Genomic DNA, 15212 nt, shown 5'->3' with positions numbered 1-15212 from the left:
TTGCGTTTCGTCGTTGAACAGCCCGAAACTGCGCCGCCGTAACAACGCCAGCAACGACGAGACGCAAGGTATTGCGTCTCTACAGCTCTGGCCGATATATACCTACTACTATGCCGGTATCACCCGTCAATTTTCAGTACCCCAACCGTGTAGTTGCCGCCCTGCTTTTCTTCAGCAATTGCTACTTCCTGATTTGGAGCTACTCAATTATCCGTTCCGGGGGCGGCTCCATGGGCTACGGCCTCTTGGGAATACCACTTTTGCTGGTCGCTCACAGTTTCCTCGTCCCAGCAGTTCTGGCTCTCACCCGGAAACGGGCCAGCAGCACGTCTATATTCATGCTCAATCTGCTTGGGCTACTGTATAGTAGTTGGTTGGTGTATTTTTTACTTTCCACCCCGGGTTCAAATCAATAGTGCTTCCCCCAGCCCCCTATGACGCAAAAAACTCTTTCCATCCGGCCGTTCATTGGGGCCAAAGATTACGCTGTTTCGCGCAGCTTCTACCGCGTCTTTGGCTTCACCGAAACCGTCCTGTCGCCGGCCATGTCCTTGTTTTCAATGGGAGGCGTGAGCTTTTATCTGCAGGACGCTTATGTGAAGGACTGGGTGGACAACACCATGCTGTTTCTGGAGGTGGAGGATGTAGAGCGTTACTGGCAGGAGCTGACGGCGCTGGATTTGCCCGGCCGGTTTGCCGGCGTGAAGGTGCTGCCAATTCGGGAGGAAGTCTGGGGCCGGGAAGGCTTCGTGCACGACCCCGCCGGGGTCCTCTGGCACATCGGCGAGTTCAACAAAGGTTAAAATTCCAGAACGTCATGCTGAGCTTGCCGAAGCATCTCTACCGCTTCGTTACAATGCTAACCCAACGAAGCGGTAGAGATGCTTCGGCAAGCTCAGCATGACGTTCAAAGAGTTTCAATCGACTTTCCAGATACTACCCGGTTCAATCAACTCTATGACTGCCCAGGACATCATTCAGCACCTGCACCTGCTGCCCCACCCCGAGGGCGGCTACTACCGCGAAACCTACCGCGCCGCCGATACGCTGGAGACGGCCGAAAAGCATACCCGCCACGTCAGCACGGCCATTTACTACCTGCTCGAAAACGAGGACAAGTCGCACTTCCACCGTATCAAATCCGATGAGCTGTGGTTTTTCCACCAGGGGCAGCCACTAGAAATCATCCTGCTGACGCCCGGCCAGCCCACCCGCCTCGTCCTGGGCCACGACTTCAGCCGCGGCGAGCTGCCCCAGGCCGTTGTACCGGCCAATACATGGTTTGCGGCCCACCTGCCGCTCCGCGCTGGCTTCGCGCTGGTCAGCTGCACCGTGGCCCCCGGCTTCAATTTCGCTGATTTTGAGCTGGCCGAACGGGCGGCACTGCTTGCGGAGTTTCCGCAGGCAACGGAACTGGTGGAGCTGTTCACGTAATCTTCCTTCTTTATACGGCACACACCGCAAATCACGAGAGGTGGGTAAGCGCCAAGCCACAGTGTTTCCAAACTCCGGATTTATCCACCCCGTTACGCACCAACATCGAGCAGGTCGCGGCGGCTGGCTTCAAGTTGGGCGATGAGGGCCATGCACTGCCGACTAACCAGGAAGCGGCGCAGGTAATGCCCAAGCAGGGTCATCAGGGTCGTAGTCAGGCCAATAACCGTAAGCACCATCCCGGAACCTAGTATCCGCGCCATCGACCAGCCGTAGTAAGAGAGGGTAGCCAGCAAGGAGCCCAAAAACACGAGAGGTACGAAATAGGCCACCAGCGCCGCCTGAAACCGGTTAATGGCGCGGGCCAGCGCCAAGGTTTCCTGAATGGCTTCGGTGGTGCGCAGCGTGAGGTCGGGCAGGCGGAAGCGGCGAAATGTAAGCGTCAGGTATGCGCACTGCACCAAGCAGTAGAGCAGAATGAGGCCTACCCCCATTTGGTACTGCGGGTTGCCGGGCTGTAGCAGCAAAACGCCCAGGGTAGCGGCCGTCAGAGCCACTACCAACCCGAACTGGCGGCGGTAGGCGCGCAGAAGTTTGGCTACATTATGCTGGGAGGAGCGACGCAGCGCAGCCCGCAAATCGGGCGCGGCATAGGAGAATTCGGAAGCACCCCAGTCGCGGGTCTTCCAGTCGTCGGTCAGGGCCATAACTGTTCTACACGTTGGCGGAGCCGGTGCAGGCGGGTGCGCACGGCGCCGTGGTTGAGTCCCAGGGAGTCAGCAATTTCCTCGTTGGCATAGCCTTCCATTGTCATTACCAGCAGAGTACGGTCGACGGGGCTAAACTGCTGGAGCACGTAGCGCAGCCGGTCCTGGGCCTCGAAGTCAGCGGCCGGCGCAGAAGGACCATCGGCGGGCAGGACACCGCCGCGGCCGCGCTTGGTTCGGGTCAGCGAGGTAAGCGCCACGTTCAGGCCGATGCGGTAGAGCCAGGTGGAAAAACGCGCCGTTCCCCGAAACTGCGGGTAGGCTTTCCAGGCTTGGAGCAGGATTTCCTGGTGCAGGTCCTGGCGGTCTTCCAGGGCTTCGGCATAGAGGTACACCAGCTTATTGAGCAAGCCCTGGTGCGCCTGAATCTGCTGAATAAACTCCCGTTCGGCCATTAGCGCAGGCCCCGTCGGCGCAGCTCGCGCGTGATGCTTCGGTTTTTTTTACCGTAGTCATCGAGCGTAGTCAGCATGGCGGCGCTGGTTAAAGCAATGGGGTAGAGCCCGGAGAGGACCGCCATGAAAACAACCAGCAGCATCAGGCCAATCACCATGGCCATCATCTGACGGGCGCGGCGGCGGCGGTGGCGCAACTGCTCATCAGTGAAATCGGGCCAGTTTGTGGAGCGGACGCTGCTGCAGGCGGACGAGGCATTCAGAAAGGCTTTCATGAGAATAACAATGTTTACGCCGTTAGTCTGCCCCGCCCCGCGTTTGTTACATGCTCCGGAAACTATTTTTTATACGCACTGCCAGCATGGGCTCCCCTTAGCCTCAGGGCTCAGGAATGAGTGCCGAACGGAAAACCTGTTTCTACCTGCATTCCGGTAACGCTCAGGCCAATGGTACCCGGGCGCGGGTGCAGCCCTATCTACCTCAGGTTGTGGGGTGGACGGCGGCGGCTTGTTATGCTGGCTGATTGGCAGGGCCGGGCTCTGCCGGTAGGGCAGCATGATCAGCTGCAGAAGCAGCCGGCGTGTCCATAGGTGGCAGGTGCCGGGCAATAAGCTCCCCAAACGTGTCGGGGCGGGATCCGGCGAAAATAGGATGATGGAAGGCATCAAGCTTTTGCAGCAGATACACCAGCTGTTTGCGCTCAAACGGCGTGAGGTTGCCGGCCGTGAGGTGCGCTAGCTGCGTCATGGGGCCGAAGCTGGCAAACAGCACGCCCTGACCCGCGGGCGTTACCGTCAGTAGCTTGCTGCGCCGGTCGGTGGCGCTGGGCTGCTCGGCAACGAAACCCTTGGCCAGTAGGCGCTTAATAATTTCATTGCCGGTGGGCGTTTCGTGAATGTTACGCCGGATCAAATCCGCCTTGGTCAGGGGCTGATAACCGAAAGTGGTGGCCAGGTAGGTGAAGTCGTCGTAGGTGAGCAGCGGGGAGTCGGCCAGGGCCAGGCGGGAATAGCCGCGCAGGTAGCGGTACAGAAAGGTAACCATCTGACCAATTACTACTTCGTCCTCCTCCAGCTCCCCCGGCTCCTCGCGGGCTACGCGCAAGGCCCCGGTGGGTGGCGGCACCCGCAACTGCAGCCACGCCGTGAAGGCTTCTACCGATGGCGAATGGGCTGCGGCGGACTGGCTGGCCGTGGCCTCAAACTCCTCCAGTAATGCTAAAACCTGGGCAAGCAGCGCATATTTCATAAACGAGCAACGTGAGTAGTGAGCAAAAGTACAGCAAATGCAAGCAGACCACACCTGCTCTTTTCACAATGTTATCAATATTAATCATTCGTAAATTATTTTGATAACATAACAAAATAAGCAAATGTTCGTATGTTTGCTCACCTAACCTCTACTACTATGACTCGACTCTTCTCTTCCTGCGGCATCGTGTTGTTGCTGCTGTGGCTGCCGCTGCTGCTACGGGCCCAGAATGTGGGTACAATTACAGGGTTGGTGCGCGACCGGGCTACTCAGGAGCTGTTACCCGGCGTAACGGTAGTACTGGAGGGCACCGCACAAGGCACCAGCACCGACGCTGAGGGCCGTTACCGGCTAACGGGTGTGCCAGTAGGCAGCTACAACCTGCGGGCCAGCTTTGTGGGCTACGAGCCGCTGCTACGGGCCAACGTGCAGGTAAGCAGCGGCAACGCCAACGTCATCAACCTGGAGCTGGGGGCCGGGGCTCAGCAGTTGGGAGAGGTGCAGGTAGTAGCCAACCGTGCCACCCGGGTGGCCACGGCTGAAACCCCACTCTCCGTGCAGCGCATTACCACCGAGGAAATTAAGAGTAATCCGGGCGGCAACTTCGACATCTCCAAGGTAGTACAAACCCTGCCGGGCGTGGGCGGCGGGGGCACGGGCGGCACGGCGGGCTTCCGCAATGACATCATCATCCGGGGCGGGGCTCCCAACGAAAACGTGTACTACCTCGACGGCATTGAGGTACCCGTTATCAACCACTTCCAGACCCAGGGCAGCGCGGGCGGGCCGGCCGGCATTCTCAATGTGAGTTTTATTGAGGATGTGACCCTGAGCACTTCGGCTTTCAACGCCCGCTACGACAACGCCTTATCCTCGGTGCTGCAGTTTCGGCAGCGCGACGGCAACCCCGACCGCCTGCAGGGAAACCTGCGTACCTCGGGCACCGAAATAGCCGGTACCCTCGATGGGCCCTTGACCAGGAACACCACCTTTCTGGCTTCGGCCCGGCGTTCCTACCTGCAGCTGCTGTTCAAAGCGCTTGACATTCCCATCCGGCCCGGTTACTGGGACTTCCAGTTCAAGACCACCACCAAGCTGGGACCTAAAACCACCCTCACCAGTCTGGGTCTGGGGGCCATCGACCACTTCGAGCTGGCGGTGCCCAAAACCGCCAGTCCGGAAAAAGAAGTGGCCCTGCGCTCAAGCCCCACCAGCGACCAGTGGAACTACACCGTGGGCCTGAACCTGCGCCAGCTGCTGGCCAAGAGCTACCTGAACGTGGCCCTGAGCCGCACCCAGCTGCACAATGCCCTCGACCAGTTTCAGGACGGGGTAGCCGGCGACGAAAGCCGCCGCATCCTGCTCACCCGCTCGGGCGAGACGGAAACCAAGCTGCGGGCCGACGTGAGCGGCACGGCCGGCCGCTGGCAGTTTAGTTACGGGGCCATGGGCCAATACGTGCAGTACAATAACCGCTTTTTTAACCGCCTCCGGGCTGAGGTGCGCGACGCCCAGGGCACCCTGCTCACTCCCCGCGTGGATGTGCGTTTCCGGTCGGCCGTGGACTTTGCCCGCTTCGGAGCCTTCGGCCAGCTCACTCGCTCCTGGCTGGACGGCGACCGGCTGACGCTCTCGGCCGGTCTGCGCACCGACGGCAACTCGCTCACCACAGACGGCCGCAACCTGCTGCGTACCCTCTCGCCCCGCCTCTCGGCCAGCTACGCCCTGCGCCCCACGCTCAACCTGAACGCCTCGGTGGGCCGCTACTATAAGATTCTGCCCAATACCGTGCTGGGCTTCCGCGACACGCTGGGTACGCTGGTAAACCAGCGCAACCGCTACATCCGCTCCGACCACTACGTGGCGGGGCTGGAGTGGCTGCCGGGCCCAGCCACCCGCTTCACGCTGGAAGGCTTCTACAAGCGCTACAACCACTACCCGGTGAGTGTGCGCGACGGCATCAGCCTGGCCAATCTGGGCGGCGACTTTACGGCCCTGGGCAACGAGCAGGTGAGCAGTACGGGAAGGGGCCGGGCCTACGGGCTGGAGTTTTTCTTCCAGCAGAAACTGACCAAGAAAGTATTCGCCGTGGTGTCGCTCACCGGCTTTCGCTCCGAGTTTACGGGGCGCGACGGGCGTTACCGGCCCTCGGCCTGGGACTCGCGCCTGCTGGCCTCCGCCCTGTTGGGGCGTAAGTTCAGCCGGGGCTGGGAAATGGGCTTTAAGTACCGCTACGCCGGTGGCTCGCCCTACACACCCTACGATTTGGCTGCTTCGCAGGCCAGCTACCTGGCCACCGGCCGCGGTGTGCTCGACTACGCCCGGCTCAACACGCAGCGGCTGGGCAACTTTCAGCAGTTCGACTACCGCCTCGACAAGCGCCTGAACTGGCGCCGATTCTCGCTGGACCTGTTTCTGGACGTGCAAAACGCTTTTGTGCTGCGCAACCCCGGCGTGCCGGACTATACCTTCCAGCGCCTGCCCGACAACTCGGGTTTCGCTACCACCGACGGCCAGCCCCTGCGGCCTGATGGGGCCAACGCCGTGCCGCTGCTACTCAAAAACGACGACCCCCTCGTTACCCCTACCATCGGTTTCATTGTGGAGTTTTAAGTCCGTGGAAAACTGGTATGAAATAACCCTGGATCTGTGCCGGCGCCAGGCCTGGTACCTGAGCGGCCCTACTTTGGAGCCCACCACACACTTGGTGCATGACCTGGGTTTCGACTCGCTGGACTGCCTGCAGCTGACAATTCGGCTGGAGCGGGGGCTGGGCATCGAAATTCCTGACCAGGAAACTCAGCAGTGGCAGACGCTGGCGCACGTGCTGGCCAGCGTGGAGCGCCAGCTGTTTCCCGCTCCGGCGTCCTCTCCTGTTACATCTACATCTACCTCGCCTGCTCATGACAACCAATCTGGGCTTTCTTGCCGCGCTTAACCAGCCTACCCGCCGGGGTCTCCTGCTCAATGTGGGAGCAGCCGTACTAAGCTGCCTGCTGCTAAACGGCCTCATTTTCGCCTTCAACTGGGACGACTCCGGCCCCTTGCCCCTGGCCCCGGCGCTGGGACCTTACGTGGGCGCGGTGTGGGTGGGGCTGTTTGCCTTACTGGGCACTGCCCGCTGGCAGCTGATTCGCGTGGGCAGTTCAGCAGGCCGCCGGGCCCGCCGATGGGTGGTAATACTCATGGCCTCGTGCCTGGCCTACCCGTTCTATACCTTGGCCCTGGGCAGCGACCTGGCCGGCTTGCTGGGCAACGTGGAAACCATCTTACTAGCGGCGTTTGTGGCCTGGCGTATCTGGCCCTACTCGCGCCCGGCGGCGCGGTTGGTGCTGCCCGTTATTGCCTGGGTGACTTTTGCCACCGCCACCGTCTTACGGGGTTTGGGCTGGCTGTAGAAGTAGGAAAACAGTGTGGCCGGACTTACTTTGCTCGTGCTGCCTTATAACAGTCCTTTCTTTCTGCCCTAACCGCAAGTAGCATAGCGGTTTCAACCTTCCGTAGCGCGGGCGGTGGCCTGCCGCCCCAATGTACACGTCGGTCAGCAAAGCGCAATCGGTTCGCTGAACCTACAAGTTCTGGGTAAAAGCATAACCACATTGTATCTTGGGAAGCTCAGTCTGCTAAGCGTAGAGGGCTTAGCTACCTTTTTAGCTGCTTCATTGTGAGTTTGAAGCTGGTTAGGAAGCCGTCAAAGGCTCATGCTGATGTATTCTGCTGGACTACCGCAATAGGCTGGCTCTCTGACATGTGCTTCCCTCCGCAGTCAGATACTTCAACTACGTTCCGCTCCCCGCAGGATGACGTTCTGATTTGTTTTACCAGATTTTCCCGCACAGCCTCTACAATGGTGTCGAATCATGCGCCCTCCCACGACCCCTGGGCCGGCTTGCGGGCCTACACCGCCGCCCGCATTGCCCTGGGCCGCACCGGCAGCAGCGTGCCGTTGCGGGAAGCCCTGGCGTTTCGCCTGGCCCACGCCCACGCCCGCGACGCCGTGTACTCCACTCTCAACTTGCCCCACCTCACGGCCGGCCTAAGGGCCCTTGCGCTGCCGGTGCAGCCTGTGCGCAGCCGCGCCGAAACCCGTGAGCAGTACCTCCAGCGCCCCGACTACGGCCGCCAGTTGGCCCAGGAGTCCCGACAGCTACTGCAGGACGCAGGCGCACCCGAAGCAGCTGATGTGGCCCTGATTCTGGCTGACGGCCTCTCCGCCACCGCCGTGAACGAGCACGCCCTGCCCCTGCTGCACCAGCTGCTACCGAAGCTACGGCAGGCCGGCCTCCGCCTCGCGCCCGGGGTACTGGCCGAGCAGGCCCGCGTGGCCCTCAGCGACGAAATCGGGGAATTGCTGGGGGCCCGGCTGGCGCTGATGCTCATTGGGGAGCGACCAGGCCTGAGCGCCCCGCACAGCCTCGGGGCCTACCTCACCTACGCCCCCCGCCCCGGCCGCACCGACGAGGCCCGCAACTGCGTCTCCAACATCCGCCCCGAGGGCCTGCCCTACGCCGCCGCGGCCGACAAGCTGCTGTATCTGGTGCAGGAATCATTGCGGCGGCAGCTTTCGGGCGTGGCGTTGAAGGACGAAACGGGGCTGCTGGGCGAATAAGTTAAAATCAGTACGTCGTGCAGAGATGCAGCCGAAGCATCTCGCATGCTGGCTAACAGGGAAAAGTTAGATGGCTTCCGCTACAATTCTGTACAGAACAGCCATTAGTTGAGGCTGATATAAAGCTGTCAACTCCTGTAGTTCCGCATCTTCTTTCTGCAACGCCTCAAGGCTCCAGTTATGCCGTTCATCCCCTATTGGGAAGTCAATTATTTGGGCATGATAAGCTTCCAGCACCTGTACGTCTTCTTCAGATAATGGGGTAACATTCTGCTGGCGCAACCAATATAGAATAGTATGTAGGCGCAGAATACCGAGCGGCAGCCCAACCTGCCCTGTTGTAACTGAACGGGCTGTTGAAACAAGCTTGCGGAGCAGGCTGACGGATTTTAGCGGGTTTGTCATTGGAATAGGTTGGGCATATGGCAGATCCAGCGTCGGTAGCCAAAGTAAAGTTTCCTCCCGACCTTCGGCCACCTTTTCCCCGTTTTCGTTGTTACCAACGATTCGCACAAGACCTCAACCCGTTGGCTGAACAACCTACCTATACCGATCCGTACGCGCTGGAAAAAGAGCTGCGTAAGGTGCAGGCCCTCATGAAGCTCGAGCAGCAGGAGGACCTCGAACAATTCAAAATCAAGAGCGCCCAGGCCACCATTGCCGAGCGCCAGAAGCGGGGCCTCACTTGGTACCCGGTTAAAATTACCTCCGAAGACATTGGCTTCGGCGGCAAGCTGGTACTGGAGCTGGAGCGCCAGGGCGGCGGGGGGCTGCACCTGTTTCAGGTGGGCAAAAACGCGGCCCTGTTCGGCAACATTCCCGGCCGCTCCGGCTCCGACCGGCCCACGCTGTCGGGCGTGATTACCAGCGTCAAGCGCAACAAAATCCTGCTGGCCACCACCAAAGAGGACCTGCCCGACTGGGTAGACGAGGGCAAGCTGGGCGTGGATCTGACCTTCGACGAGGTAAGCTACCGCGAGATGGAGTACGCCCTGGGTAAGGTGATGGGTGCCTACGACTCGCGCCTGGCCGAGCTGCGCGATGTGCTGCTGGGCGCCAAGCCGGCCCGCTACAAGCCCGAGGCCGAGGCCACGCTCTACTACCCCTCGCCCCTGAACCAGAGCCAGCTGGCGGCCGTGCGCCACGTGCTGGCGGCCCAGGATGTAGCCATTATTCACGGTCCGCCCGGCACCGGCAAAACCACTACCCTGGTGCAGGCCATTCTGGAAACCATCCGGCGGGAGCGGCGGGTGCTGGTGTGCGCCCCCAGCAACACGGCCGTGGATTTGCTCACCGAGAAGCTGGCCGAGCGGGGCGTGAACGTCATCCGCATGGGCAACCCCTCCCGGGTTTCCGACCTGCTGCTGCAGCACACGCTGGACGCACAGATTATGAACCACAAGAGCTACGCCGAGCTGCGCAGCATGCGTCAAACTGCTGAGCAGTACCGCGAAGAGGCTGGCAAGTTCAAGCGTCACTTTGGCTGGGAAGAGCGGGAGCAGCGCCGCCAGCTCAAGCAGCAGGCCCACGATTTGCTGCAGGAATCCGACCAGCTGGAGCGCTATATCACCGAGGACCTTTTGGAGCAGGTGCAGGTGATTACCTGTACGCTGGTGGGTGCCAGCAACCGCGCCATCCGTCACCTCACCTACGAAACCGTGTTTATTGATGAGGCGGCCCAGGCCCTGGAGCCGGGCTGCTGGATTCCCATCAGCAAAGCCAACCGCGTGGTGCTTGCCGGCGACCATCAGCAGCTACCGCCCACCGTGAAAAGCGAGAAGGCCGCCGCCCAGGGGTTGCGCGAAACGCTGTTTGAGAAGTGCATCCGGCGTCAGCCCGACACGGCCCGTATGCTGGAGGTGCAGTACCGCATGCACGAGCAGATTATGGAGTTCAGCTCGGAGCAGTTTTACGAGGGCCGCCTGAAAGCCGCGCCCTCCGTGGCCCACGCCGACCTGCCTGCCTACGACCTGCGCTTTGCCCCCGATACGGCCGTGGAGTTTTTGGATACGGCCGGCTTCGGCTTCCAGGAAATTACCATCGAGGAAAGCCGCTCTACCGCCAACCCCGAGGAAGCCGACCTGCTGCTGAAACGCTTGGCCCAGCTGCTGGAGGCCTACGACCAGGCCGACCACGAGGCCGACTTGCTTACCATCGGCGTAATTGCCCCCTACCGCGCCCAGATCAACTACCTCAAGGATGCCATTGAGGAAAACGACGAGCTGGTAGGTTTACTGGAGCATCGGATGCTGAGCGTGGGCACCGTTGATGCGTTTCAGGGCCAGGAGCGCGACATCATTGCCATCAGTCTCACCCGCAGCAACCCCCAGGGCGAAATCGGCTTTTTGAGCGACATCCGCCGCATGAACGTGGGCATGACCCGGGCCCGCCGCAAGCTGCTGCTGGTAGGCGACTCCAGCACCCTGGGCGCCCACCCGTTCTACAAAGCCTTCCTCGATTACGTAGAAAGCATCGGGGCCTACCGCACGGCCTGGGAGCTGCAGTAAGGTCTAGTTATTAGTTGTCCGTTGCTCATGTTGTTCTGACAACGGACAACGAACAACCAGTAACCCGACAATTACTGTGCATTTCCGTAATTAGCCGTCCAATTCATTTCCCAACCCAGCCCGGACCAGCAGCGTCCATCCTACCCCATGACTCAAATCAGCGAAAACAAAGTCGTTACCATCACCTACGACCTGAGCGTGACGGACGAGAACCAAGAGAAAGTGCTTGTTGAATCGGCGGAGGAAGATGCGCCGATGGTGTTTTTGTTTGGCATGAGCGGCCTGCCCGACGAGTTTGAGCGCCAGCTCAGCGGCAAGCAACCCGGCGACTCGTTCACCTTCAGCCTCACCCCGGAGCAGGCCTACGGCGAGTATGACCAGCAGGCCGTGGTGGAAATTCCGAAGAACGTATTCGAAATTGACGGGCAGATTGACGAGGAAATGCTGCAGGAAGGCAACTTCCTGCCCATGGCCGACAACCAGGGCCACCACATGCAGGGCAAAGTGGTTGAAATCGGCGACTCCAGCGTAAAAATGGATTTTAACCACCCGTTGGCCGGCATGGTGATGCACTTCGACGGTAAAGTGGAAGCCGTGCGCGACGCCACCCGCGAGGAACTGGACCACGGCCACGTACACGGCGAAGGCGGCCACCAGCACTAAGCCAATAATACACTTCAACAAAAAAACCCGCGGCCTGTGCAGGCTGCGGGTTTTTGTATGTAGAAAGTCATCGGAGGTCCTGAAAGACCCAAAAGAACGTCATTCCTCGATTTCGCTCGGAATGACATTGGTCATAAACCAGCGGTAGAACAAGTCTTCTTTATCACGCCTCAACCTTACTGCCAGCCCTGCACCGACGTTCCACCGAAAATGCCTTTGTGGATAGCTGGAGTAAAAATACCGTAGGGGAAAACGGGTGCCAGCGCGCTGGCCTCCTGAAGCTGCCGCAGGTGCTCGGGTGACAAATGCAGATCCAGGGCGGCCAGGTTATCGAGCAGCTGCGTGCGTTTGCTGGCTCCCAGGATAACGGAAGTAATGCCGGGCTGGGCCAGCACCCAGGCCAGCGCCACCTGCGCGGCGGGGCGGTTGAGCGCCCGGGCTACTTCCTGCACTACCGCCAGTACCCGCCAGTTATGTTCGGTGAATTTGCTGTCCTGGAATGGGTTGGGGCCAGTAAGGCGGCCTTCGCCGCTGGCCTTTGCTCCGGAGTTAGCAGCACGCTGGTATTTGCCGGCCAGGAAGCCGGCGGCCAACGGGCTCCAGGGCGTGATGCCCAGCCCGCACTCCCGGGCGGCGGGCACGTGCTCATTTTCAATGTGGCGCTCCACCAGGGAATACTCCAGTTGCAGAGCAATGGGCCCGGGCACGTGGTGGGCGGCGGCCAGCGTGGTGGCTTTGGCGGCGTACCAGGCCGGCACATCCGAAAAGGCGAAGTAGCGGATTTTACCGGCCCGCACCAGGTCGCCGAGGGTTTGGAGCACTTCCTCCACTGGCGTCACCATATCCCACACGTGCACCCAATACAGGTCCACATAGTCGGTTTGGAGGCGGCGCAGGGAGCTTTCCAGGGCCTGATTGATGTTTTTGCGGCCGTTGCCACCCCCGTGCGGGTTGCCCGGCTGCCCGCTATGAAACCCCGATTTGGTCGCCAGCACCAGCTGGTCGCGGAGGCCGGCGGCAGCCACGTACTGGCCCACCAGCTCCTCGCTGCGGCCCTTGGCGTACACGTTGGCGGTATCGATAAAATTGCCGCCAGCTTCCACATACGCCCGGAAAATGGCTTCCGATTCCTCGTCCGAAGAGCCCCAGCGCGGGGTGCCAAACGTCATGGTGCCCAGGGTCAGGGGGCTCACCACCAGCCCGGAGCGGCCCAGGGTGCGATATTCGGTCAGATTCATAAGCGAAGAAGATTAGTGGTGCAGAAAAAGAACGTCCTGCTGAGTTTGCCGAAGCATCTCTCCCGTTCCGTTGAATCGATGTGGACGAAGCGGTAGAGATGCTTCGACAAGCTCAGCATGACTGGCGGCGTTGAAGATCAGTCGTAACCTACCTACTGTTACTGCCCCGACAGCCGGAAAGCCGCCGGGGTGAGGCCGGTTTTGTTTTTGAACAGGCGGGTGAAATACTGCGGATACTCGAAGCCCAGCTGGTAGGCCGTTTCGTTGATGGACTGGGAAGTACCGAGCAGCAGCACTTTAGCCTTCTCGATGAGGGCCTGGTGGATGTGCTGCTGGGTGTTCTGGCCGGTGAGGGTGCGCAGCATGTCGCTGAGGTAGGCCGGCGACACGTGCAAAGCATCGGCGAAGTGCTGCACGGTGGGCAGCGGCTGTTCCTTGTCCTGGGCAAAATACCCGCGCAGCAGTTCCTCAAAGCGGGTAAGCAGGTCGTGCTCGGCCGGGCGGCGGGTGAGGAATTGCCGGTGGTAGAAACGGTTGGCGTAGCTGAGCAGTACCTCCAGCTGAGCCACCAGCACATCCTGGCTAAAGCCGTCGATGGGCTGGGCGTGTTCCCGCCGCAGTACGTCCAGCACGCCATCCAGCAGCTGTTCCTCCCGCTCGGAAAGGTGCAGCGCCTCGTGTACCTGGTAGGAAAAGAAGCCGTAGCCGGCAATTTTGCGGCCCAGCGGGTACTTGTGCAGCAAATCGGGGTGGAACACCAGCATCCAGCCGCTCAGCTCCGATACGTCGATGGAGTCGTTGTTTTCGCAGAGCTGGCCCGGCGCGTAAAAAGCCAGTACGCCCTCATTGAAATCGTAGGAGCGGTGACCGTACTGAATCCGGCCCTTCAGGTTCTTTTTCAGGGCAATGATGTAGAGCTGCCGCAGAGCCGGCCCCACCACCGGCGGGTGGCGGTGCCGGGCCAGATCAATAACCGTGAGCAGCGGATGCGCCGGCGCGGGAAACCCAAAGTGCTCAGTGAAGTCGCTCACCGAAGCAAGCAGGCGGAAAGGCGGGGCGGCAGGTTTCATACCAGAAGAACAAGAAAAGAACAAGATAAGACGGCCTCGTCGTTGAACGACAATAATCGGACAGATGCTGCCGAAACAACTAAGCTGTTTGAAAGCCGCAAAAACATATTACCGCACAGATTGAACGTCAGCAACGACACGGCGTAAAATGTTGCGTCTCTACATCCCTACAGAACCTAAAACCCTTCCGGATATGCCGCGCCCACAGGGCCACCTACGGGCACAATGGCGTCCAGCTCGGCCAGCTCCTGGGGGCTGAGCGTGAGGCTGGCGGCGGCCACGTTTTGCTCCAGATATTTGCGGCGCTTAGTACCCGGAATGGCTACCACACCCTGGGCCAGCACCCAGGCCAGCGCCAGCTGCGCCGATGTGACGCCTTTGGCCGCAGCCAGCGTTTCGAGCTTGCGTACCAACTCCAGGTTCTTGTAGAAATTCTCGCCCTGAAAGCGTGGGAAAATCCGGCGCGAGTCGGTGGCCTCGAAGTCATCGGGGCTCTTAATGTCGCCCGATAGAAAGCCCCGGCCCAGCGGCGAGTAGGCCACGAAGCCAATGCCCAGCTCCCGCGCCACCTGCAAGGTCCCGGTTTCCTCCACGCCTCTATCGAACAGTGAGTACTCGGTTTGCAGGGCGGTAATGGGGTGCACGGCGTGGGCCCGGCGCAGCGCCCCGGCCGGCGTTTCCGATACGCCCAGGTAGCGCACCTTGCCCTCCTCCACGAAGCGGCTCATCTCGCCAATACTGTCCTCGATGGGCACCTGCGGGTCCTGGCGGTGCAGGTAGTACAGGTCCACGTAGTCGGTGCGGAGGTTGCGCAGGGAACGTTCCAGGCACTTGCGGGCGTAAGCGGGGTGGCCGTTGAGCTGACCGGTGAAGGTGCCGCTGTCGTCCACTTCGAACCCGAATTTGGTAGCCAGGATAACCTTCTGGCGGCGGCCGGCAATGGCGCGGCCCACCAGCTGCTCGTTCAGCAACGGGCCGTAGAGGTCAGCCGTATCCAGCAGGTTCACGCCCAGCTCCAGGGCGCGGTGCAGGGTCGCCAGGCTTTCCTGCTCGTCAGCCTGGCCGTACACGCTCATGCCGCCTACGCCGCCGGTCATGCCCATGCAGCCCAGGCCTTCTACCGGCACTTCCAGACCCTGGCTACCCAGGGGTACTCGTTTGAGGTTGCTCATTGTGCAGTAAATCAAAGGAATGCTTGAACAGCACAAAGGTGAGGCCCGCCCGGCCCGCCAGAGCTACACAAACCCGCGCATCTGCAATACAAACCGATGAAAGGCA

16 protein-coding genes are annotated in these 15212 nt (G+C 60.7%); 8 read left to right on the top strand and 8 right to left on the bottom strand.

What is annotated here, in order from left to right; all coding sequences use genetic code 11:
• Positions 1-434 precede the first annotated feature (434 nt).
• Together EI290_RS10290 and EI290_RS10285 are read left to right on the top strand one after the other, a co-directional pair.
• A complete protein-coding gene (locus EI290_RS10290) occupies positions 435-803 on the top strand; it encodes a VOC family protein (RefSeq protein ID WP_125429385.1) in 369 nt (122 codons plus the stop codon).
• Positions 804-957: 154 nt separating this feature from the next.
• Positions 958-1434, top strand: a complete 477-nt coding sequence (locus tag EI290_RS10285; RefSeq protein WP_125429383.1) for a cupin domain-containing protein — start codon at positions 958-960, stop codon at positions 1432-1434.
• Positions 1435-1526: 92 nt separating this feature from the next.
• On the opposite strand, the gene EI290_RS10280 is transcribed toward EI290_RS10285, so the two are convergent.
• The 4 genes from EI290_RS10280 to EI290_RS10265 form a co-directional block, all read right to left on the bottom strand.
• Positions 1527-2141, bottom strand: coding sequence for a hypothetical protein (locus EI290_RS10280; protein WP_125429381.1), 615 nt, complete (start codon positions 2139-2141; stop codon positions 1527-1529).
• Complete coding sequence (locus EI290_RS10275) at positions 2132-2596, bottom strand: RNA polymerase sigma factor (protein WP_125429379.1); 465 nt, start codon at positions 2594-2596, stop codon at positions 2132-2134. Before EI290_RS10275 ends, EI290_RS10280 begins: the two co-directional genes overlap by 10 nt.
• The gene (locus EI290_RS10270; RefSeq protein ID WP_125429377.1) at positions 2596-2871 is read right to left on the bottom strand and encodes a hypothetical protein; all 276 of its coding nucleotides are present in this window, start codon (positions 2869-2871) and stop codon (positions 2596-2598) included. The genes EI290_RS10275 and EI290_RS10270 overlap by 1 nt, the downstream gene beginning before the upstream one ends.
• Positions 2872-3106: 235 nt before the next feature.
• A complete protein-coding gene (locus EI290_RS10265; RefSeq protein WP_125429375.1) occupies positions 3107-3844 on the bottom strand; it encodes a MarR family winged helix-turn-helix transcriptional regulator in 738 nt (245 codons plus the stop codon).
• 159 nt (positions 3845-4003) lie between these two features.
• On the opposite strand from EI290_RS10265, the gene EI290_RS10260 reads away from it, so the two are divergent.
• The 4 genes from EI290_RS10260 to eutC all read left to right on the top strand — a co-directional run bounded on the left by EI290_RS10260 (position 4004) and on the right by eutC (position 8456).
• Positions 4004-6460, top strand: a complete 2457-nt coding sequence (locus EI290_RS10260) for a TonB-dependent receptor (RefSeq protein ID WP_125429373.1) — start codon at positions 4004-4006, stop codon at positions 6458-6460.
• A gap of 4 nt (positions 6461-6464) precedes the next feature.
• Positions 6465-6785 (top strand): acyl carrier protein, encoded by a 321-nt coding sequence (locus EI290_RS10255; RefSeq protein ID WP_185816938.1) that lies wholly within the window; start codon positions 6465-6467, stop codon positions 6783-6785.
• Positions 6751-7245 carry a tryptophan-rich sensory protein gene (locus EI290_RS10250; protein WP_125429369.1) on the top strand — a complete coding sequence of 165 codons (495 nt, stop codon included), beginning with the start codon at positions 6751-6753 and terminating at the stop codon, positions 7243-7245. Before EI290_RS10255 ends, EI290_RS10250 begins: the two co-directional genes overlap by 35 nt.
• Positions 7246-7694: 449 nt before the next feature.
• Complete coding sequence (gene eutC, locus EI290_RS10245; RefSeq protein WP_125429367.1) at positions 7695-8456, top strand: ethanolamine ammonia-lyase subunit EutC; 762 nt, start codon at positions 7695-7697, stop codon at positions 8454-8456.
• 66 nt (positions 8457-8522) lie between these two features.
• On the opposite strand, the gene EI290_RS10240 is transcribed toward eutC, so the two are convergent.
• A complete protein-coding gene (locus EI290_RS10240; protein WP_125429365.1) occupies positions 8523-8861 on the bottom strand; it encodes a DUF2489 domain-containing protein in 339 nt (112 codons plus the stop codon).
• 122 nt (positions 8862-8983) lie between these two features.
• Between EI290_RS10240 and EI290_RS10235 the strand changes: the two genes are divergently transcribed.
• A complete protein-coding gene (locus EI290_RS10235) occupies positions 8984-10963 on the top strand; it encodes an AAA domain-containing protein (RefSeq protein ID WP_125429363.1) in 1980 nt (659 codons plus the stop codon).
• Positions 10964-11110: 147 nt separating this feature from the next.
• Entirely contained in the window at positions 11111-11626 is a 516-nt protein-coding gene (locus EI290_RS10230) for an FKBP-type peptidyl-prolyl cis-trans isomerase (RefSeq protein ID WP_125429361.1), read from the top strand.
• Between the two features lie 176 nt (positions 11627-11802).
• Here EI290_RS10230 and EI290_RS10225 read toward each other — a convergent pair whose 3' ends face one another.
• The 3 genes from EI290_RS10225 to EI290_RS10215 form a co-directional block, all read right to left on the bottom strand.
• Positions 11803-12864: an aldo/keto reductase gene (locus EI290_RS10225; protein WP_125429359.1), complete on the bottom strand. Its 1062-nt coding sequence runs from the start codon at positions 12862-12864 to the stop codon at positions 11803-11805.
• Positions 12865-13022: 158 nt separating this feature from the next.
• Complete coding sequence (locus tag EI290_RS10220) at positions 13023-13934, bottom strand: helix-turn-helix domain-containing protein (RefSeq protein ID WP_125429357.1); 912 nt, start codon at positions 13932-13934, stop codon at positions 13023-13025.
• 176 nt (positions 13935-14110) lie between these two features.
• Entirely contained in the window at positions 14111-15106 is a 996-nt protein-coding gene (locus tag EI290_RS10215; RefSeq protein WP_125429356.1) for an aldo/keto reductase, read from the bottom strand.
• Positions 15107-15212 lie beyond the last annotated feature (106 nt).

This window comes from Hymenobacter metallilatus (assembly GCF_003944705.1).
GTDB classification, from domain to species: Bacteria; Bacteroidota; Bacteroidia; order Cytophagales; family Hymenobacteraceae; genus Hymenobacter; species Hymenobacter metallilatus.
The sequence above is the reverse complement of the archived record's forward strand: the minus strand, read 5'-3'. Positions and strand labels throughout refer to the sequence as shown.